General features: G+C 40.2%; 17 protein-coding genes. 8 read left to right on the top strand and 9 right to left on the bottom strand.

The window, feature by feature from the left end; genetic code table 11:
• Positions 1-4: 4 nt before the first annotated feature.
• Both IT970_RS02755 and IT970_RS02750 read left to right on the top strand, forming a co-directional pair.
• Positions 5-2,503: an EAL domain-containing protein gene (locus IT970_RS02755; protein WP_196857586.1), complete on the top strand. Its 2,499-nt coding sequence runs from the start codon at positions 5-7 to the stop codon at positions 2,501-2,503.
• A 46-nt stretch (positions 2,504-2,549) separates the two neighbouring features.
• Positions 2,550-3,359: a DUF2797 domain-containing protein gene (locus tag IT970_RS02750; protein WP_036971040.1), complete on the top strand. Its 810-nt coding sequence runs from the start codon at positions 2,550-2,552 to the stop codon at positions 3,357-3,359.
• Here IT970_RS02750 and IT970_RS02745 read toward each other — a convergent pair.
• The gene (locus IT970_RS02745) at positions 3,356-5,860 is read right to left on the bottom strand and encodes an EAL domain-containing protein (protein ID WP_196857585.1); all 2,505 of its coding nucleotides are present in this window, start codon (positions 5,858-5,860) and stop codon (positions 3,356-3,358) included. The genes IT970_RS02750 and IT970_RS02745 overlap by 4 nt on opposite strands.
• Positions 5,861-5,938: 78 nt before the next feature.
• Between IT970_RS02745 and IT970_RS02740 the strand changes: the two genes are divergently transcribed.
• A complete protein-coding gene (locus IT970_RS02740; protein WP_196857584.1) occupies positions 5,939-6,232 on the top strand; it encodes a DUF4144 family protein in 294 nt (97 codons plus the stop codon).
• On the opposite strand, the gene IT970_RS02735 is transcribed toward IT970_RS02740, so the two are convergent.
• From IT970_RS02735 to IT970_RS02710, 6 genes are all read right to left on the bottom strand, one after another.
• Positions 6,229-7,149 carry a histone deacetylase family protein gene (locus IT970_RS02735; protein WP_196857583.1) on the bottom strand — a complete coding sequence of 307 codons (921 nt, stop codon included), beginning with the start codon at positions 7,147-7,149 and terminating at the stop codon, positions 6,229-6,231. The genes IT970_RS02740 and IT970_RS02735 overlap by 4 nt on opposite strands.
• Before the next feature lie 68 nt (positions 7,150-7,217).
• A complete protein-coding gene (locus IT970_RS02730; RefSeq protein WP_065978128.1) occupies positions 7,218-8,765 on the bottom strand; it encodes a serine hydrolase in 1,548 nt (515 codons plus the stop codon).
• On the bottom strand, positions 8,762-9,277 hold the full coding sequence (locus IT970_RS02725) for a gamma-glutamylcyclotransferase family protein (RefSeq protein ID WP_036971050.1): 516 nt from the start codon (positions 9,275-9,277) through the stop codon (positions 8,762-8,764). The genes IT970_RS02730 and IT970_RS02725 overlap by 4 nt, the downstream gene beginning before the upstream one ends.
• Before the next feature lie 7 nt (positions 9,278-9,284).
• Entirely contained in the window at positions 9,285-9,905 is a 621-nt protein-coding gene (locus tag IT970_RS02720) for a LysE family translocator (RefSeq protein WP_196857582.1), read from the bottom strand.
• A 7-nt stretch (positions 9,906-9,912) separates the two neighbouring features.
• Positions 9,913-10,695, bottom strand: coding sequence for a hypothetical protein (locus IT970_RS02715; protein ID WP_036971055.1), 783 nt, complete (start codon positions 10,693-10,695; stop codon positions 9,913-9,915).
• 3 nt (positions 10,696-10,698) lie between these two features.
• Positions 10,699-11,169, bottom strand: a complete 471-nt coding sequence (locus IT970_RS02710; protein ID WP_065978130.1) for a CreA family protein — start codon at positions 11,167-11,169, stop codon at positions 10,699-10,701.
• Between the two features lie 101 nt (positions 11,170-11,270).
• Between IT970_RS02710 and IT970_RS02705 the strand changes: the two genes are divergently transcribed.
• The 3 genes from IT970_RS02705 to IT970_RS02695 all read left to right on the top strand — a co-directional run bounded on the left by IT970_RS02705 (position 11,271) and on the right by IT970_RS02695 (position 14,144).
• Positions 11,271-11,858, top strand: a complete 588-nt coding sequence (locus tag IT970_RS02705; protein ID WP_180311352.1) for an outer membrane beta-barrel protein — start codon at positions 11,271-11,273, stop codon at positions 11,856-11,858.
• 10 nt (positions 11,859-11,868) lie between these two features.
• Complete coding sequence (locus IT970_RS02700) at positions 11,869-12,198, top strand: 5-carboxymethyl-2-hydroxymuconate Delta-isomerase (RefSeq protein WP_065978132.1); 330 nt, start codon at positions 11,869-11,871, stop codon at positions 12,196-12,198.
• Between the two features lie 896 nt (positions 12,199-13,094).
• The gene (locus IT970_RS02695; RefSeq protein ID WP_118843992.1) at positions 13,095-14,144 is read left to right on the top strand and encodes a metallophosphoesterase; all 1,050 of its coding nucleotides are present in this window, start codon (positions 13,095-13,097) and stop codon (positions 14,142-14,144) included.
• Between the two features lie 344 nt (positions 14,145-14,488).
• Here IT970_RS02695 and IT970_RS02690 read toward each other — a convergent pair whose 3' ends face one another.
• Entirely contained in the window at positions 14,489-16,627 is a 2,139-nt protein-coding gene (locus IT970_RS02690) for a winged helix-turn-helix domain-containing protein (RefSeq protein ID WP_196857581.1), read from the bottom strand.
• A gap of 341 nt (positions 16,628-16,968) precedes the next feature.
• Here IT970_RS02690 and IT970_RS02685 point away from each other — a divergent pair, with 341 nt between their 5' ends.
• Positions 16,969-20,001, top strand: coding sequence for a TonB-dependent receptor plug domain-containing protein (locus IT970_RS02685; RefSeq protein ID WP_180311350.1), 3,033 nt, complete (start codon positions 16,969-16,971; stop codon positions 19,999-20,001).
• A gap of 64 nt (positions 20,002-20,065) precedes the next feature.
• Here IT970_RS02685 and zapE read toward each other — a convergent pair whose 3' ends face one another.
• Entirely contained in the window at positions 20,066-21,172 is a 1,107-nt protein-coding gene (zapE, locus tag IT970_RS02680; protein ID WP_196857580.1) for a cell division protein ZapE, read from the bottom strand.
• Positions 21,173-21,230: 58 nt separating this feature from the next.
• On the opposite strand from zapE, the gene rsuA reads away from it, so the two are divergent.
• Positions 21,231-21,929 carry a 16S rRNA pseudouridine(516) synthase RsuA gene (gene rsuA / locus IT970_RS02675; RefSeq protein ID WP_036971079.1) on the top strand — a complete coding sequence of 233 codons (699 nt, stop codon included), beginning with the start codon at positions 21,231-21,233 and terminating at the stop codon, positions 21,927-21,929.
• Positions 21,930-21,996 lie beyond the last annotated feature (67 nt).

The raw sequence follows: 21,996 nt of genomic DNA, 5'->3' as shown, positions 1-21,996 counted from the left end.
CATTTTGAATAATAAAACGCTGAAATATCATTTTGTTTCATTTTTTATTCTTGCAACTTTGTTTTTTATCATCACGACTTTGTCGACTCATCTTGCAAGCCCTACTCGTTATACTATTGATAAAACAGCGCCTGTATACACCCACACAGCTTACCGTATTGACGACACTGAATCATTAACCCTTAAAGAGCTCCTTTCTGAGCCAAAGAAATTAATTGAGCAACCCTTCGAGTACATAGAATGGGATTTAGCGGCAAAAGATTACTGGCTCAAGCTAGACCTGGAAAATAGACAATCGAAAGCAATTGATTTATTTATCCACTTCGACAATCCCATGGTTGACTATTTAACCCTGTTTGAATTGGATGCTGATCAAAAGCTGATCAAAAAAACGAGATTAGGCGATAAAGTTACTGGGCTTAACTTATTTCAGTACAGTACGCCTCATGCGTTACTCACATTACAGGCTAACGAACAAACAACTCTGGTTGTAAAAATTGATACGGTTGGTATCAGCAAAACCCCCATCAAAATTTATGGTAAAAACGAATTTCAACACCTTATTCGCTCACAAGTGGGGATTTGGGGGATATTTATTGGCGTGCTTATCATGGCGGCCCTTTATAACTTAGTGTTATTTTTTGGTATTCGTGACCGTGTTTACCTAATTTACATTGGTTATATCATTTCAGCCTTATTACTTATGGGCTCAGTACTGGGTTTTGGTTTTTATTTATGGCCTCTTTCATGGCAACTATTTTTTAATGAACACGTCGTTTTTAGTAACTATGCCATTGCCTTTTTCACGGTCGCATTTTGCACCATGTTTTTGCGTTACCACAAAGACAACTGTCTTCTCTACAAACTCAGCATTAGCTTTTTAGCCTTACTGTTCAGTTTTAGCTTAATTAGCTTCTTTATGTTGGAGTACCATTCGTCAAAGATTTTCTTTGCCTTAATGGTGCCGCTGTATATTTTATGTATTTGCATGATTTACAAAAAGCTTGTGAGTGGCTTTCGTTGGGCAAAGTTTTATGTGATGTCATGGGTCCCGTTAATAATAGGTGCTGCTGTGCAACCACTCGAATTAACGGGTTTTATCCCTTACAGTTTTGCAACTCGCCACCTATTTTTAATTGCGATTTTATGCGAGATCGTATTAATGGCAATGGCTTTGGCCGACCGTGTACGGTACCAACGAGAGAAAGCGCTGTATCATGCGACTCATTCGCAGCAAACAAAATTACTTAATCAGGCCATGTTAAAGCAAGCCTACATGAGAATGATAAATGAGCATAGAAACGCCAACTTATGCTTGTTAAAAATCGAGCAGTTTAATGCCTTAATGAGCATTTTAAATCCGACCCAAAGCAGTCATATCATTACCACAGTTGCTAAATCTTTAGAGCACCAACTTAGCAAACAAAGACAGTTTATAAGCTTAGAATCCTCACTGGATACCGCCCCAAAGGTAGCCGATTTAGGCAACGGCATACTGGCTTTTGTTTCAACCAAAATTCAACCGCAAGACGAGCTCAACGAAGAACTCAATACGCTTTGCAAACAACTGCCAAAGCAGTATCAAATATCAGGGCTAGATTTACAGCTTTATTACCGCTTCAGTATTACAGAACCTGTGGAAAATGATGGTTTTGACTCTTGGTTACAACGCGGCTATTTAGGGCTGTCACAAAAGCACCAAAATACAGATACAACCGCCCCACATATCGACATGGATTTAAGTTTAGCGGTGTCATTACAACACGCGATTCGCAGCAACTCTCTCGCCATTTACTTGCAACCCATTGTCAATTTACGCACCGGAACTATCGTGGGTGCTGAGGCGCTATTGCGCTGGCCATCAGCCGATAAGCACCTTGATATTGAGCAACTAATTTTACTTGCTGAACGCACAGGCCTTATCAACGAGCTAAGCTTATGGGTTATCGAAAAAGCATGTCAGACAGTGGCAAAACTGAATCAACAAGGCTATTACGATCACACGATTAGTGTGAATTTAAGTGCTAAAAATTTAGCCATTCCTAAATTAATCGAAAAAATCGAAAACAGTATCTTAAAGCACGGGGTTTCTGCTGCGCAGTTAAAATTTGAGTTAACTGAATTTGCACTGATAAAAAATCACACTGATATGGTGCGTTTCGTAAATGAATTAAATAAATTAGGAAGCCAAGTGATTCTTGATGACTTTGGTACAGGCTACTCTTCATTGAATTATTTAGTTAATTATTCATTTAGTACCATTAAAGTTGATAAGTCATTTATTCTCGACCTTACCAACAACGAGACACACCAAGTTATCGTTAAAACAGCCATTGATATGGCTCATAACCTGGATATGAATATCACCGTTGAAGGCATTGAGGATCAAACGACAGAACAGTTATTAATTAAAATGGGCGCCGACCAAGGACAAGGTTTTTATTACAGCAAAGCGATTCCATTCGATAAGTACCTGTCGTTAATTGCCACACATTCTAAATAGAGCATGTTACACTAGCCTTTTTTACATCTTTAGGGGCTATGTAAAGATGCAAGGCACACTTCGCAAATTAAAATCGTCGCACGCTGCACCCGTTCAATACCACCTGCCAATTGGTGATGAACTCGTTTCTTTAAATGATTACATTGGCAAAACACTGACACTGACTTTTACAGGCAATATTTTTTGTAGCAACTGCGGCAAGAAAACCAAAAAAAGTTACTCGCAAGGTCACTGCTTTGTATGCATGCGTAAGCTCGCTAGCTGTGATATGTGTATTATGAAACCAGAAACATGCCACTTTGATAAAGGGACTTGCCGCGAGCCACAATGGGGGGAAGAAAACTGCATGATCCCTCATTATGTCTATTTAGCAAACACTTCTGGATTAAAAGTCGGTATTACCCGTCACACGCAAATCCCCACTCGTTGGATTGACCAAGGCGCGACCCAAGCACTTCCTATCTTTAAAGTGCAAACTCGACTTCAATCGGGTCTTGTTGAAGTTGCTTTAGCACAGTTTATCGCCGATAAAACGAACTGGCGAAACATGTTAAAAGGCCAATCAGAAGTCATCGATTTAAAAGCTGCTGCTGCAGAACTTATTCCGCAAATAGAGCCTAAGCTCTCTGAACTTGCAGCGCTTTTTGGTGCAACAGCCATTGAAAAACTTAACGAAGACGTTGTTGAACTAGACTACCCTGTTAGCGAGTATCCGACAAAGGTTAGCTCTTTTAACTTTGATAAAAACCCTGAGGTATCTGGCGTACTTCAAGGTATTAAAGGTCAGTACCTCATTTTTGATACTGGCGTCATTAATATTCGTAAATTTACGTCTTATGAAGTCACTCTGGGTTAAGCACTCTGGGCTTTAGCAAGATAAAAGTCATACCATTGCTGCTTCGCTATGGGGCGGCAAAAGTAATACCCTTGGATGGTATCGCAGTTAAGCATTTGCAAATAGTTTAGCTGCTCTATTTTCTCCACGCCTTCAGCAACCACATGAATACTTAGACTTTTTGCAAGCGTAATTATTGCAGTTACAATCTCACTATTGCCATATTCATCCGGCACTTTGGCGATAAAACTGGCATCAATTTTCAATGTATCAATGGGTAACTTGGTTAAATAACTTAGCGCAGAATACCCCGTGCCAAAATCATCAAGCGTAATATGCACACCGAGTTTTTTTAGTGCGAGTAACTCTTGCTTCGCTTCACTAAAATGACTAATAAAGCAGCTTTCTGTTAGCTCAATTTCTAACTTGCGGGGGTCTACATCATATTGTTCAAGTAAACGCGCAACATTAGATGCCAGCAACCCCTGCCGTAAATGATTGGCCGAAATATTAATCGCTAAACGGCCTGCCTCAATATCATATTGCCGCCATTTGGTTAATTCCTTACAGGCTTGCTCGATCACCCATAAATCAAGCTTAACAATTAAACCAAGCTCTTCTGCAAGAGGGATAAATTTGGCAGGCGATATCACACCTAAACTCGGCTCTTGCCAGCGTAATAATGCCTCAACGCCTAATATTTTACCGCTATTTAAATGCTGCTTAGGCTGAAAGTACAATTCGAATTCATCGCTTTCGATAGCATTTTGTAAACGACTCATCATCGCTAAACGCTCTAAAGAACGTGCATTCATCGCGGGCTTAAAGAGCTGAAATGAGTTTCGTCCGACTTCTTTAGCACGGTACATCGCTATGTCGGCATGTTTAAGCAACGTAGCACTATCAACGCCATCATCAGGGTAAACAGCCGCGCCGATTGAAGCAGTAATCGCAACCTCATGTTCATTAATTAATAGTGGCATACTGACTTGTTGTAATACTTGCTCTGCGAAGCCCAATAAAGTTTCAACACGGCTCACTTCGCACAGCAATACAAACTCATCGCCACCTAAACGCGCCAGAGTGTCTCCTTGGGGGAGAATAGATAAAATACGATCTGCAACTTGCGCTAATAAGTTATCGCCAGCATCATGCCCTAAGCTGTCATTGACTTCTTTAAAGCGGTCTAAATCAATAAACATCACAGCGAGTAGATCATCGTTTCGCTTAGCCGCACTTAATGCAATTGAAAGCCGGTCATTAAATAAGCGTCGATTAGGCAGACCGGTCAATTCATCGTAATAGGCAAGCTGTGAAATCTTTTCTTCTGCGCGCTTACGCTCCGTGATATCACTGAAAATAGCAGCGTAAAGAATTTCATCAACATTAGGGTCTTTAATTTTAATGATGGTCAACCACTCAACAAACTCTTCTCCCCCTTTTTTGCAGTTACAAATTTCTCCCTGCCAAACTCCGTCGTACTCAATGGCATGCCACATTTTCTGATAAAAAGAACGACTGTGTTTTGTAGAACTTAAAATACTCGGCCGTTTGCCGATGACTTCATGCTCAGCAAAACCTGTTAGCTTTGTGAACGCGGGGTTTACTTGAATAATCGTGCCGTCTCTTTGAGTCAGCATAATGCCATCGAGTGAAGCATCAATAATCTTATTAGCAAGGAATAAGTTACGCTGAGACTTTTGTAGTGCAATGTCGCGTTGTTCAATTGCACGCTCTAATTCACAGCAATAAGCCGATTCAATTTCAGTAATCAAATCGGCAAATGAAATAACGCCACAAATATCGGTATCTCTCACAACAAGATGACGTACATTTCGATCAGACATCAATCGGTACGCATCAAATAGGCTGCTTTCACTATCAATTTCAATCAATGGATAACTTGCATACTGCCAACAAGGATTGAGCCATTCAGTTTGAATGATCAACCCAACAATATCACGCTGCGTAATAATGCCATGAATGTCTAACGCTTGATTATAAACAAGAACGCTTTCAAGGCGCTTCGCGCGCATAATCTCAACCACGCCTTCGATAGACATCGCTGAGTCCACAATTTCTAAATCGGTACGGTATTGCTCATGAATGGGTCTAAACTGTAAATAATGATCAAGCCCTTGATTATGAACTATATCAGAAAGGCTGAGCATTCCCGCAGGCTGCTTATCGTTATCCAATACCAACAAGTGACGAATCCCATGCTGCTGAAAACGTAATGTCGCATCACTCAGCAAGCACTGACTTGGCACAGACACAACTGGCGCCGACATCACCTCGTGAATCGCCACATCTTTAAAAACTGGGCTGGTAATGTCTACCTGCAAGCAGTCAGCTTCGGTCCAAATACCGACAATTGATTGTTCGTGTTTAACAAAAATAGCCGTTACATTATGAACATGCATCAACCGCACAGCATCAACCAGCGGAGTATGCGCAGGGCACGATACCAGCTTTTGCGAGAAAACATCACCGACCTTTTGATGGCGTCTTGGTTGATTCATAAGCAAACTTACCTAGTTTTGAAAGGAGTTAGCAATTATAATCATTTCAACCTATGTAGCTTTGATGCAGGACAATAAATGCACCAATCATTTCCCTTGATCATCTGCGCACAGCAGGAGTTGGACTACTTAAAAGATGAGAGTGATCTGGAGAGTTTCTTATTTAATTTAGATGAAAATCAAAAAAATCAGATCATTTTAATAGCCAAAAACGGCCAGCACTTTGACTTATATAATAACCAACTTGCCCCATTGAGTGATACAGATCTGGCAAAGCGCGTAACGCAACATTTAACTCAAGAAGGTATTTGTTGTCTCAGTAAAGTGACGAGACTGACCACGCAACAAGCATTTTCACTGCTGGAGTCTTAGGGCGCATCCACCAGCGCTTTTACATGAGCAACGGCGCTGCGACCTAATGCAGAAAGAGCGTATCCCCCTTCTAAAAAAGACACAATTCCCCGGCAGTGTTGTTGCTCACACAGCTCAGCGAGCTGAGATGTTAGCCATGCATAGTCATCTTCTACAAACTTTAAGCTTGCCATATCATCTTCTAAATGAGCATCAAATCCCGCACTTATGAATAATAATTCAGGCTGAAATTCAGTCAGTTTAGGAAGCCATTGCTCAAGATAAACAGCTTTTAAATCATTACCATCACTGGCAATTGGCAAGGGGGAATTAACCAGAGTTTGATTATTTTCAACAGCCGTATTCGGATAAAAAGGATGTTGGAACAAAGAACAAAATAATACATTTTCATCGTCTAAAAAGATGTCTTGCGTACCATTACCATGGTGGACATCAAAATCAACAATTGCAATGCGTTGAACCCCTTTACTTTGGGCATACTTAACCGCAATTGCTAAATTATTAAAGACACAAAACCCTGCAGAAGTGGTGCGGTTAGCATGATGGCCAGGGGGTCTTATAGAACAAAATGCCGCATCAATGTTATCAGCAAGAATTTCATCAACCGCAAGTATGCCCGCCCCTACAGCTCGCTCAATGGCTTTCATCGAGTCGGGACATAACCATGTATCACCATCTAGTTCAGCAAGGCCAGAGCTTGGAATCGTTTGCTCAACATACCGAACAAGGGATTCATCGTGAGCACGTAAGAAGTCATTCCGGGTGGCTTTAGGCGCTTGTAAATGAGTTACCGCAATATCAACACCACTTGCCAGTAAGCGATCAGTGATCATATCTAATCGTGCTGGACACTCTGGATGATCTTCTATCATTTTGTGTTTACGGCACATTGGGTGTGAGATAACAGCCGTTCTCATAACATGCTCCTTGAACAATTTTCTCCGATTATAACAAAGCCGCCATGTGGCGGCTTTGCGACTTTGGTTTACTTTTTAGCCTGTAAATCGAGGTTTCTAAAGTCAAAGCTAAAGTCAGTGACCTCGGTCGAAACGGCACGCATTGTTGCGCTACTGACACGGTTATCGGGGTTCATTTGGAACTCGATATACGCATCTGCTTCAAGCAGCTTCTCATCCCATTTAACAATAAACGTATTACCCGTGTAATGCTCAAGCTGACCTTTTAAACGTTTGGTATGAGTGAAATCAATACGTAGTTGACCATTTAATTCTTCAATTATTACATCGCCATACCAGTTATCATGCAATGTGCCTGTGTAATTAATATTAGGCAGTTTAGGTTGATAATCAGCGGGGGTTTCTGGCGTAGCGTTCGCGTAGGCCTTTTCTTTGTTCTCAAAATGCTTTTTCGCTAACTCTTCCACCCAATCTTTATCGTCAAGTTCAAGGGCATCTTCCAATACTTCGTAAGTCACAGCTGATAATGCACTGAATGCTTGCTGGTTACTTAAAATGACAATCCCAAGGTTTTTCTCTGGGAGTAACGTTACTTGCGAAACCATGCCAAGAATCCCCCCACCATGGCCTAGCTTTTTAATTCCATGAAAATCTTCAATACTCCACCCTAAGCCATAACCTCTAAATTGCTGATGATACATGTCATAGGCACTTTTTGATGCCAGTGAGGTAATGTGTGGATGCCACATTTGCTGCTGTTGTTTTTCTGTGAATAGTTGCTCACCGTTAGGCATTTTTCCGTGAGCAAGTTGTGTACGTAGCCACTGGCTCATATCGTTTACACTGGATGCTATTGCACCTGCACCACGAAAATCTTCTAAGTAATTAACGAAAAATGGGTGTAACTGACCATCCATCGGAATGTGACCTATTGCCCAGTTTTTATTGCTTTTAGGAATACGTGAAAAACCTGCTCGTGAATTCTCCATCGCAAGGGGTTGTAGTATGTTTTTTTCGATATAATCATTCCAGCTCATGCCTGAGACGCGTGCAACGACTTCGCCTGCCGTAACAAACATTAAATTGTTATACGCATACTTACTGCGAAAACTACTTGCCGGTTTTAAATATTTTAGACCTGCGATAATCTCATCAATCGATTTATCCGTGTCAGGCCAGATCATCAAATCGCCTTGGCCTAAACCAAGGCCACTGCGATGGCTTAATAAATCGCGTATGGTCATTTCTCGGGTCACGTACGAATCGTATAAACGAAACTCAGGTAGGTGATCAATCACCTTGTCATCCCAATTTAACTTACCTTCATCAATCAGTTTTGCTAACGCGGCTGCCGTGAATGCTTTTGTATTAGAGGCGATACCAAATAACGTGTCTTTGTTCACTTTTTTACCGGTATCAAGGTTCGCAATACCAAAGCCTTTAGCTAGCACTACCTTGTCATTTTCAACAATCGCAACAGCCATCCCCGGTACATCAAAACGTGCCATTGAGGTTTCAATAACTTTTTCTATTTTTTTCGTGTCGATATCGGCATAGCTGTTAAATGCACAGCTAGTTAACAGCGCAGCTGCTACGGCTAATTTACGGAATGTCATAATGTACCTTGGTGATTTTTATTGTTATGAATAGCGAACTCTTTCGCTGCTCGGGTTTTATCTGGATCATCGCGACTGTCTCGCGATAGGATAGCTTCACTGTAATGATTTGGCACGCCAGCTTCAAGTGCGCCGCGATGAACATGCTGAAGATACCAGTCGAATGGCAGTAACGCGCTGTCTAATGTATTTGCAATGTAGCAATGCGCTGTCAATTGCTCACCTTCAACCAGTTCTACACACACATCAACACAATCGTATCGTGGACCTTCAATTTCATCTAATATCGCTTTTTCAGCTAAACTTAACTGATACACCACACCATAAACTAACGCTTCAGGCTCGTGGGTTTGACGAATACTGCATTTAGCTGAGCCATCTGTGCTCACCATATCAAACGTCAGTTCGTAGCCTTTCAATACCGCTGTCCCGACACGCTTTGCTTCAGGCAGCCTAGCTAATAGACGACTTGACGACATGTTTGACCCAAATGAAAAGTTATATACTGTCATAATCACCTCACACGACTACACGAATGGCTAAGGCAATTAGCACCACACCAATGCCTCTATCAAACCAATAACCACGCTTTAAAAAAAATGCGCGAACCGATGCCTTGGAAAGCATCAGTGATAAAAATGAAAACCACAGCCAAGTAGCCACAGCCATATACACCCCATAGCTAGCTTGCACTCCAACTGGCGTATCTGGGCTAATTACAAGTGTGAATAACGACATAAAAAATAATGTCGCTTTAGGATTAAGCGCATTAGTAAAAAAGCCACGTCGAAACGCTTTGAAGTAGGATTCAGGTGCAGTTTCAGTGAGTGTTTGTTCATCAGTGTGAGCGGGCTTAGCACTGCGAATTGCGTGTACGCCTAAATAAGCTAGATATGCACCTGCCACGTATTTAAGCACCATAAATAAGCTGGGTGATTGTGACAAAATAAGCGCCACGCCTAAAACACAATAGCCAATATGCAGCAGTATTGCCGCGCCCACTCCCGCACTAGTCCAAAGCGCATTTTTACGCCCTTGTTGAATACTTTGTTTAAGCACAACAGCAAAATCAGGGCCGGGGCTTGCCACAGCAAAAAAATGCGCCACAGCAATTAATAAAAATTCATCAACATATTGCACGTGCTAACTAACCTACTTTTTGTTCATCTAAAGCAAGTAGCAAAGGATTAGCGCTATCATTAATAAAGGCTTTTATCTGCTTTTGTGCTTTTTTATATTGGCTACGTAAATGTGGTTTCAAATATTTTTTAGTTTGATTGTCTGTTTTAAAGTGCGTGACCAGTGCATGCATAAATAACGTTTGAGGCTCTGTTAATGCAGCCTGACGATTTGCATACGGATTATAACCACACCCACATCCACCTTTAAACTGATAGACCGTGTTACTCATCATAACCCCAAACCCTAAATAACACGCAAGTGCATCACTGGCCTGTGGTAAAAACTCTTTTCCACCTGGCGGTAACACGCCAACATGATGAATCAATATAGTTGCCAACGTACCAGCAAAGCTCGCCACTAAATCTTGTGGTTGGTTAATTTGATTTTGGTTAAACGACACATTAATCAAATGATTGGCAGGTACCATAAGCGTTGCACTCTCTCCTCTTAATGAGTCTTGAAACGCAAAATGAGGAAATACCTGTGGTGTTAATTGCGAGGGCGAGACCAAATTAACTGGCCACGCTTGCATGCCGGCATAATCAACAACGCGGGCAAATACCTTTTTTGCCATGTCTTCAATGCTAGACACACTGTCAGGAAAGAACTGACTATTCGGCAAAATTATTTGTGTCTGATTTAAAAAGTAATCGCTGTCAAAGTGCTCAACAGCCCACATAAACGTGTCTATTAACCATTGTTGTTCTTGTTCATCAACTAATGGGGCTGATTTAAATAGTGCTAACATAATTTACTCTTGTGAAAGTGCCCACTGCCATGCTTCGGTATTATACAAAGGCACCGTAGATAAGGCGTGATGATGGCTGCCTGTTGACTCTTTGGTTGAATAAGATAGATACAATAAAGTACGCGTTGGCGCATCATAAATGCGACGGACTTTTAACGATTTAAATAAAATACTTTTCGATGACTTAAACACCACTTCACCAGATTTACTACGATCGATACTTTGTAACTGCTGAGCCGTAATTGGTCCCGTTTGACGACACGATATCGACATATCCGATGGATCGGCAAAATCGAGGTTCGCCTCAATATGACTAATATGACAGGTTACACCGCTAATAAGTGGGTCTTGTTGTGATACAACTTTAATATCTTTAGTCGTAAATAGCCCTAAACTGACTGACGCAGCCTCATCCGAACAGCCGTTGAGCAACGCCAAAGTCGCTGCACAGGCTACATATTTCAGTAACTTCATGTTAGTTATCCTTATAAAAACGCGCGTTATGCATTTACAACAATTTGCCTGCTATGTTTCAATACTATCTCAAAACATCCTCAACAACGAGCACCTAAACAATGAAAAAGTCGCTAACTGTATTGTGCTTAATGCTAACGAGTTTCACCGCCTCTGCTGGGTATTCTGTCAGTGCAGGTTTTGGCAAGAATTTCAGTCAATCATTAGAAACCGAAGAAAACCTAAAAATTGATCTCGACGATGATAGTCAATTTACATTCAGCATTGACCGAACTATTGAATCAGCACGGTATGGGCTATTTTACTCAGCAACAACATTGAATATGGAAGCACAGAGTGATAAGAAAATCGAGATGCAATACCTACTATTTCAAAGTGCTGTTGAAGTGCCTCTAGGTAAAAACATCAGTGGCTTTGTCGGTGCACAAATTGGTGCAAACCATGTTAGTACCAACTTTACAGAGTCTGATACCTTTTTTACCACAGGCTTATATGCCGGTGCTGAGTACTTATTTACCGACAATGTACGTGTTTATGTTGAAAGTCGCTGGTTGGCGACTATTGTAAATAATGCAAGTAATGTGTCATGTACCTTGCCCACATCAGAAAACGAACAATGCCTTTGGCATTTCGACGGTGATGTGTTGAACCAATTTCAGACAAACATCGGTTTTAGCTACCGCTTTTAAGGAACACCCCATGCCGCATATTGTTATTGAACACTCTGAAGACTTACCAATTCTTCCGCAAGTGCTGGTTGAAAAAGTACACTTGGCAGTCTTTGATTCTGGTTTATTCGAACTATCAACCATAAAAACGCGTGCCATCGCTTATCAACACTACCAGCTAGGTGAAGGAAAAGACGGTTTTATTCACATTAGCGCATCGATAATGCAAGGTCGTACCGTTGAACAAAAGCAACTCTTGAGTGAGCAATTGCTGAATTGTTTGAGAACATACTGTCGTCGTTCGTACAGCTTAAGTGTCAACATTTCCGACATGAACCCAGACATTTACTGCAAGTGTTAAACAATTTGCTGAGTTAGAAACTCTATTCATAAGCATTTCATTTCTATTTAAGGCAACAAATAAGCAGTAAGCACTCACCACGCTCATTGGGCGACAATGCAAAACCCAATGAGCAACTCTGTGCATATTCAGCTCTCCCTTTAAATCAAAAGAATGTGCTGTTTAAAAAATGATAATAACTTGCTTGCTTAGTCATTAAGCGAACATCCTCAGTACACTTAGATTAGTGTCGTGGTTCTCACTCAATGCTTTACTCTCCCTCTAACACTATTTCAGCGCCGAATGCTGTTAGTAGTCGCTTTTTCAAAGTGTTACCCAGTAATAAAACAAGCTAATAAACCATCAAAAGAGAGCGAATATTACATAGTTACTGGCTTTTAGGTACTGGCTTTAACGTACTCACTTTAGACTAATGAGTTACATAGCTACAATCTTATTCGCTTCTCTTTAAAATCATCAAAAACATAACAAATTGTTTTTATTAAACAATATTTAAAAATAGATGTAAAAAAGACATATAAGCCATCAAAAATAGAGTTTAAATGATTTGTTACCTCATTCTGTACTTGCGATAACTCATTACAGGTGCTCTTTTCGCCTTACCTTAGTGATGGATGTTGCAATGAATTAACACCTTCGAGTACATCCCTAGCACCTGATGATAGAGACAAATAACGTAACGCACATAGAAAATTAGGAGGTAAAAATGAATAATCACTCCATAGCAAAGCGAAAGCATAAGTATCGTGAAGAGCAAAAAGGTGTACTGGCTTTAATGCTTGATTTTACGTTTATTATTTTCGTTACATTAATCTGCTCTTTATATATTTACTCACTTTGCTTTATATCTCTTAAAGCTTTGTAATACGCAATTAAAGAGAACCCGAGGTATTAACATGCTCTTTTCTAAGTTTTTAATTTACACATTACTTCTTACAAACTCATTGTTTATCACCACAGCATTGGCACACAATAACGATGAAAAAAGCACCAAGTATGATGATGGCCCTTATTTATTTTATAATAACAATCACATCCAACAATTTGATGTGATTAACAGCAAGCTAGAAATTACAAACTATGCTGGCCCACTTGCTATTCCTGAGGAGTTTAAAGCGACAGACAAGGATCAATATAGTGATGTAAAAAAGTTTGCTGCAATCAGTGATATCCATGGGCAATTTGCAATATTTAAAAAATTGCTCATCAACAATGGTGTAATAAACGACGCATTAAATTGGCAGTATGGTACTGGGCACCTAATCATAACTGGCGATATTTTTGACCGTGGCGACACTGTTACAGAAGCACTTTGGCTAGTATTCAAGCTTGAGCAACAAGCAGCAATTGCCGGAGGTCACGTTCATTACCTTCTCGGTAATCATGAATATCTAGTTTTGCGAAATGACCAACGCTACCTGCACCCCAAATATAAACATACCGTCTCGTTTTTTAACGATAATCTAACAGAGCAATACAGCGTGCAAAGTGTGTTAGGCCGCTGGTTAAGAAGTAAATCAACCATTATAAAATTAAATGACTTTATTTTTTTACATGGGGGCATTCATGAGGACTTTCTGAATCTAAACATGACACTTGAAAGTGCAAACCAAGCGTTTAGAGACAGCATATCTAAAAGTAAGAAGGAATTAAAAGCCAATCCTTTATGGGCTACTTTACATGGAAAAACAGGCCCTATCTGGTATCGAGGCTACTTTAGAGATGAGCAACTTAAAGATGAAGCGGTTGCTGGCGTGCTAAGAAAGTTACAAGCGAGTAAAGTAATCGTAGGCCATACTTCAATGCCATCAATCGAAATGCGTTTCGATGGTAAGGTTATCGCGATCGACAGCTCAATCAAACGAGGAAAAGAAGGTGAATTGCTCCTATGGGAAAACAACCAGTTTTTTAGAGCAACGCTTACCGGTGAAAAAAAGCCACTGTAATAAATGCAATTTAAAGCTGCAACATTAACCACCCAATGCTTAAAGGAGTGCTTAATGTTGCAGTTAACTACACCGTTAATGAGAATGGGTAATGAATAACAGGTAACTGAACAGATTAAGACGTACTTGCACTTAAGGCATTTAGTTTTAAACCCACAGTGTTAAAACCCACTTAGTCTTGTACGCGCTTAGCCTTAAGCCCTCTTGTTTTACACAGAATTTGTCCCCTATTTCGCTGCCTTGGCTATCAGATAAAGACACCGTAATTACATATACATGCCTTTTCTTTTAATACTTACCGGCAAAGCTGTAAAACAGAGGCAGCAAAACTAGAGTTAGAGAAACTAGGGTATAAACTCGGCAGGTAAACGCTTGATCTCTATCTCAGGCAATAAATAAGCGGTATAGACTAACCAACGCTCATTAGGTATGTAGGTTAAACCTGATGAGCGGCTGTATGCTCGTTCAGGTAACGCAATTAAATCAAAATGACGTTGTGTTTCTAAATCATAATAGCTAATACGGTAGTCGCCTAAGCGCACTTTATAGTAATAAATACGCCCTTCATGAAAAGCATTTTCAGCAACATATAACCATGTATAGTGATGCGCTAAATTAATATCCTGTACCAGTAATTCTTCTACACCTGTGTCGTGATGCTTAACCCAAATAGCATCATTTGAGTTACTAAATAATATATCGCCTTGCGATGTCTCAATACCATAACGAGCTTTAGTATTTACAGCCTTGCCTTTAATTTGCCCATTTAAATCATAACGGTATAAATAATCACCATCCGACACCAAAAACGATTGACTGTCTGCTGAAAATCTCGGCTTAATATCAGGCTTAAATGGCAGCGTTAGCGCTTGGCTTTGCTCGACTTTGAAATCATAAAAATATAAAGACGTGCGTCCTTTGTTTTCCAAAAAGAACAAAATATAGCGGCCATCAGGTGACCACGTGGGATCGAGTATTTGCCCTGTAACATGACTAAAATCAGTAAGCTGTTTGCGAGAACTACTATCAGGGTTCACAATCCATAATTGTGAACTACCAGATTCATCAGATACATATAAAAGTTTATTCTGTTGCTCGTTATATTCAGGAAAACGAGAGCTAAAATTAGTTGAAAGCATTGAAAAAGGTGAACTTGCAACTTGCTCGTCTATTTTCAAGCGCGTGATCACTCTATCGAGATCCCACTGATGATAATACACACTGCCATCACTACTAAAGTTAGGTGAACTCATACCTGCAATTTGTGTATTTATTAAAGAGTTGTCACTTATGTCGTAAAAGTACCCATAACGCTTTCCTGCTTCCACAGCTGTAAAAGCCAGTTTATCTTTATGTGGATGCCAATCAACGCCATGAATATCAACAAAATTATCGGTAATGCGGCGGCTTTCCCCAGAAGACACATCGATTAAAAACAATGCTTTTTGATCATTTTCAACATTTCGAGTCACCACTACTTGCTGAGCATCCGGAGAAAATGACACTGATTCATCGATTACGTCACAGTGATCTGTACAGGGTATAAATGTTTCACTTAATTGATTAGCATGTAAATCAAGTAGTTTTAAGCGACTAACAGACTTACCAGATTCAGAAATTTGTTCATCAATATAAACTAATGTACGACCATCAGCACTAATGTCTAAATCAGTTCGAAACTGACGACTACACTCAGTCAGTACCACACTGGTTGCGCTCACTAAAGAGAGTTTAACAATCTCACAAAACTTATTTGTTTGATACCGATAATAATAGAGAGTCTTTGCATCAGGACTGAATACAGAGTGGCCTTTAGTGTAAGGTGAGTCAGTGAGTTGTTTTGCTGGGTGCTCAGGAAAGTGCAAATCACGTAAGTATAAGTTGGTCGGTTTGCCTAACTGTCGCCATAAATACACTAAATAATGCTGGTCGTTTGATATCGCAGGGTATATTTCTCGCCCGGGACTTGCCGTTACGCTTTCGATACTGTTAAGGGGGAGTGAAAATGCAGTATTATCTTGATTATCGGGTTGGGTAGAAAACTGCCAATACAAAGCAACAACACTAATAACAAAAACGGCTACAAAAGCACCCGCAAGAATCGGCCTAATCAATGATAAGCGCCTACTTTTGTTTTTTTCGTTTCCACTTAACGCACATTCAGAGGGAGGTTGAACCAGTCGATACCCTGTTTTACGCAACGTTTCTATATAAGTCTGTTCAGGGTCAAGCTCTTTAAATGCTTTACGTAAATGCCATATTGCATTGGTTAATGCTTTTTCACCAACATAAAAATTCCCCTCCCATACAATATTGATTAACTCTTCTCGGGTAATAGCTTCAGGATAACGCGCAACAAGACAAGCGAGTAATTCAATAAACTTTGGTTGTAAGATTTGCTCGCTATTATCATGGATCAGTTTGTTTTCTAGCGGGTTAATAACACAACGACCCAATTGATAAGCACGATTAGTTGTTTCCATTAACTCAAAATAACCCTCATTGTTGGTATGTAGCAGTATATAGCTTATTCAAGTTATCTTAAATCCTCCCTTTTAACCAGCTTTAAAGTTAAGAACTAGTTAATAGCATCTTCACAGCTAACCTACTGATTTTAAATAAATAGACATTCAATAGATGTTAAATAGAGACATAAACGAGTCATGGTTAGTTGTAGTTGCATTCACATTTATATAAAAGTTTTAACGTCAATACCTGACAACCAGAGTGTTGCTCGCTGTACATTTATACTTAACTGCCCTTAATTGAGCTTCACTCTGGTTTTTTAGAACTAAAAATAAACACAACATAAGTAGGAACACCCGTGAGAAATCAACTAATCAAACCGTGTGCTATCGCGCTTGCTGTAACGAGCGCTTTATGCCAGCAAGCTTATGCAAATGAAGCTGAAGAAGTTAAAATTGACCGTCAACAAACTGCTAACTCTGTTAATGTTGAACCCGAAGCCAAAGAAGACGTTGAGCAAATCATTGTTACTGGTTCGCGCTTAAAGCGTGATAGTTTTTCTGTAACAACCCCCTTAGTAACGATGGACAAAGCGGCGATTGAAGACACTGGTTTATCTAATTTATCAGATATACTTGTGGATAATATGCCCGGTTTAGGTATAGATATTGGTAACACAACTAGCCAATCAAATAACTCTAATACAGGTTTATCAACTGTTGAACTTCGTAATCTAGGTGCTAATAGAACTCTTACCCTAATAGATGGTCGTCGTGTTGTAGCAAATAGTTACAGTGGTAACTATGTAAGCCTTAACACTATCCCGAGTGGTATGGTTGAACGTGTTGAAATCATTAGCGGTGGTGCCTCTGCTACTTATGGCGCTGATGCCGTAGCCGGTGTAGTTAATATTATTACCCAGTCGAAAAAAGAAGGCTTTGATTTTTCGGCTAAAACTGGCCGCACTGATGAAGGTGGAGGTAAAACCTTTACCATAGATGCAAACTACGGCAGTTCATTTGCAGAAGATCGTGGTTATATGTATGTCAGTGCAAACTGGGACCGCGATTTTGGTATTAGTTACTACGATAGAAAGCGTGCCCAGATGGAAGCCGACGTATTCTATAACGAAGATGAACTATGTAATGGTGTTGGCACAACTACGGGCGACCAATGTATGCGCGATACCACACGTGCTGACTGGCGAGATAGAAGTGACGGTCTTCCTGGCGGTGTTTTCTTAGAAAGCTCAAAGAATGATACGCAGTTTTGGTATGACGGTACAAATTTACGTGATGATTGGGCTGGAAACGAAGAATTATACGGCATCAACTCAGCTCAGTATGTAATGTTAAACGTACCGAGTGATAACTTATCACTTGCTCTAAAAGCTGATTTTGATATCAATGATAGCACTACTGCATATGCGCAAGTGCAATTTAGTAAAAGTGGTTCATTTAATAACAAATCACCAGAAGACACATCAGAAGGCAGTGAGGTCGTTTATATTAACCCAACGACTGGTGAAGCAGAACCATTCTCAGCTGGTTATATTCCTATTGATAACCCTTACGTACCGCAAAGAATTATCGATAGCGACCCGTATAAAGACCGTATATATTGGGACCGAAGATTCAATGAAGTGGGCAATATTAGCACTGACAATAACCGCGAGACAATTCGAACATGGGCGGGCTTACAAGGCACTATGTTTGATGAAATGTGGGATTGGGATGTTTCTGTAGGTTATGGTCGATACAAGCAAAAACAAGTACGCGCCAATGAACTTAGCTTAGTACGTTTAGCACAAGCCCTTGATGCTGAAAAGCTAAATGATGGCACTATTCAATGTGCTGACAGTGATGCACGTGATGAAGGTTGTGTGGCTGTTAATTTATTTGGTGAAGGCTCTATCACACCTGAAATGGCTGACTGGATCCGCTCGACACCAGTACTTGAAACAACCAATGAACAACTTACCTTAATGGGTTACATTAGTGGTGATTTATTCGAATTACCAGCGGGTTATGTGTCGTCTGTTTTTGGTGGTGAATACCGTAGAGATTCGCAAGACATTAAAACATCTACAGACATGCAAACGGGCGGTATTACTTATAACTACATGCCAGAATTTTACGGTGAAATTGATGTAGTTGAGGCCTTCGCAGAGTTTGGTATTCCCCTTTTACGTGATGCTCCTTTAGCAAAAAGTTTAGACGCTGAAACATCAATACGTATCTCTAACTACGACATTGACGAAGTAGGCACTGTTGCTAGTTATAAGTTAGGGTTATTTTGGAAACCTGTTGATACACTCGCTTTACGTGCAAATTATGCACGAGCTCAACGCGCTCCTACAATTACCGAATTCATGTCACCTGAACGTGGTGATTACGATTCATACAAAGACATCTGTGATGGGGTGACAGCAACTTCTGACGATATAGGTCACAATAACTGTCGTCTAGATCCAGCTATCGCAGCTCTAATTACAGAGGATGCTAGTTTTGAACTTGATGATGACAACAGCGGTTATTCTCCATCATCTGGTAACAGTAATATAAAAGAAGAAACCGCAGATACTTATACTGCTGGCTTCACTTATTCACCAGAGAGTCTAAAAGACTTCAATTTAGCGGTTGATTATTACGATATCGCAATTGAGGATGCAATTGATGAAATAAGTAATGAGAATATTCTATATCAATGTTACGCATCAGATACTGGCTATGGTACGACTAACCCATTTTGTAATGATATTACCCGCGGTAGTGATGGACAAATCAATAAGATACAGCAGCGTGAATATAACCTTGATGAAATTAGAACTCGCGGTTATGACGTTGTAGCTACCTATAACTTTGACCTAGATGACATGGGTAATATCGCAGTCAAACTTGATTACAACCATATCATTGAACACTCTCAAACATTTTTAGGTGAAGATGGTGATTTCGTAACAACCAACTATGTTGGCTATGGACGAGGTAAAGATAAAGCTGCATTCTCGCTTTCGTGGAGCAATGAAAACTTACGTATTCGTTGGAGCTCTCAGTTCCAAGGAAGCTTCCGAGAAGATGAACAGCTAGATCGAGATTACGAAAAAGCGATTGCTAAAAATACTGAAAAGTGTGCAAATGAATCAGCTGATTGTATTAGTAACCCTGAGCCACTTGCATTTCAAAAGTTTGGCTCATTTATAAAACACAACTTAGCAGCTTCATACACTATGGAACTAGATAATAACAGCGAATTACGTTTATCAGGTGGTATTAACAACATCTTTGATAACAATGGGGCGTTTTTCCCACATGGAACAGGTAACTTCAACTCTGATTGGGGTGGTGGTAAAGGCCGCTATATGTTTATTGGAGCGCAATATAGCTTCTAAAAAAATATTTTAATGCTCCCAAGCAATCCCTGGTAAAGGCGAAGCGTGATGGCTTCGTCTTTTTTCACCATGTTTGTACCTCAATAAGGCGTGATTCTGCTCGGGCGTATTCAAATGCTAACTTGTGGCCTTGATACAACTCACTTATGCTCCCCTCGGCTGATATAATCAACAGCCTATTTCTATCATAAAATTCATCCACTAAAGCAATAAAACGCCGCGCTTCATCATCTAAAAAATGTTCTTGTAAATCTTGTTTCTCACGCTGATAACTGTCTTCAATACCGTGTACTATCTGCTTACCTGTCGCACCTCGTCCCATAACGGGGACGTTAAGCAAATACACTCGTTTAAACTGCTCAGCTAAATAGATATAATCAGCCGTACTGCGTGCTCCTGAGCACAGCGCCATAAAATCAAACATAATGGCTTCTTTTGCCTTTAGCACGAAGCAAATACTTCGATTGTGAACCGTTATAGCCTGATTCTCAGTAATTGCTTGCTCTTGCGCATAAAAGCGCTCTTTTATTGCTTCATCATTATTGATAACAAAGTGTTTATTTTGTTTTCCAAAGCGAAGCCGATGATCAGTCTCGCCCGCAATACTCATCACACAGCAATTTTGTTGTAATAAATCAATAGTCGGTAAAAAACGTGCACGTTGTAGGCCATTCCAATATAGCCTCTCAGGCTGACAATTTGAGGTGGTAACCAGTACAACTTGATGCTCGAATAGCGCTTCAAAAAGCCCTGCTAAAATCATTGCATCGCCAATATCAGAGACAAAAAATTCATCAAAACAAAGTATTTTAATTCGCGCGGCCCACTCTTTGGCAATAACAGACAGCGGATTTTTTTGTCCTTGTAATTCTCCCAAACGTGCATGCACTTGCTTCATAAAATGGTGAAAGTGCAACCGCACTTTTTCTTTGATATCGACATGATGGAAAAACACATCCATCAGCATCGACTTACCGCGTCCAACTGGACCGTGCAGATAAAGGCCTTTAATTGGCTTTCGTCTTTTCCAGAAAGGTGTTGGGGCTGTTAACTCAAAGGCTAAACTATCAAGCGCAGTAATGGCATTGCGCTGAGCAACATCATCACTTAAGACTCCCTGCTCTATTTGCGCATTGTAGTACTGTAAAATTTGTCCTTGCTGTACTGTCATAGGTCACTAGTATCCGCTATACTCGCCGCCATTGTAGCCGACTAAAAATGTGATCCCAATGAAATTTCCATGCCGTTTAGATAAATTTATCAGCCATATTGCAGAGTTACCTCGCAGTAAAACCAGAGCGGGTATAAAGCGTAAGTACGCTAGCGTTAATGGTGAGGTGATCACCTCGTTTGATTATTCAATAACTCAAGAAGACGATGTACGTTGGCAAGGCGAACCGTTAGTATTTTTAGGTAAACGCTACTTTATGCTCAATAAGCCCTCAGGCTATGTATGCGCAAATAAAGATGACTTACACCCAACTGTGTTTGATTTATTAGACGAACCAAACATGAGTGATTTTCATGTTGCCGGACGCTTAGATATCGATACGACAGGTCTTGTTATCATCACTAACGATGGCGATTGGTCACACAAAATTACGGCCCCTAAACACAATAAATTCAAAACGTATTTAGTTGAAACACAAGAGCCTATCGATGAAGATGCTATTTTAGCTCTGCAGCAAGGTGTGCAATTACATAACGAAAAAGAGTTAACTCGCCCAGCCATTGTTGAGCAACTTGCGAGTTACAGTTTACGTTTATCAATCTGCGAAGGTAAGTACCATCAAGTTAAGCGAATGCTTGCCGCTGTTGGCAATAAAGTCGTTGAATTGCATCGTGAAAAAATAGGCGACATTCACCTTGATGAAAACTTAAAGAGTGGTGAATATCGTCCGCTAACAGACGCTGAATTGATACTCTAAATAGGGACTTGAGTAAAAATCATGATAACGCTGTCATTTTTTCTTAATTAATGCTGATAAACATGGT

The sequence above is a fragment of the Pseudoalteromonas sp. A41-2 genome (assembly GCF_015767615.1).
Lineage (GTDB): Bacteria > Pseudomonadota > Gammaproteobacteria > Enterobacterales > Alteromonadaceae > Pseudoalteromonas > Pseudoalteromonas lipolytica.
Note: the sequence above shows the minus strand (reverse complement) of the source record. Positions and strands in the feature narration are given on the sequence as shown.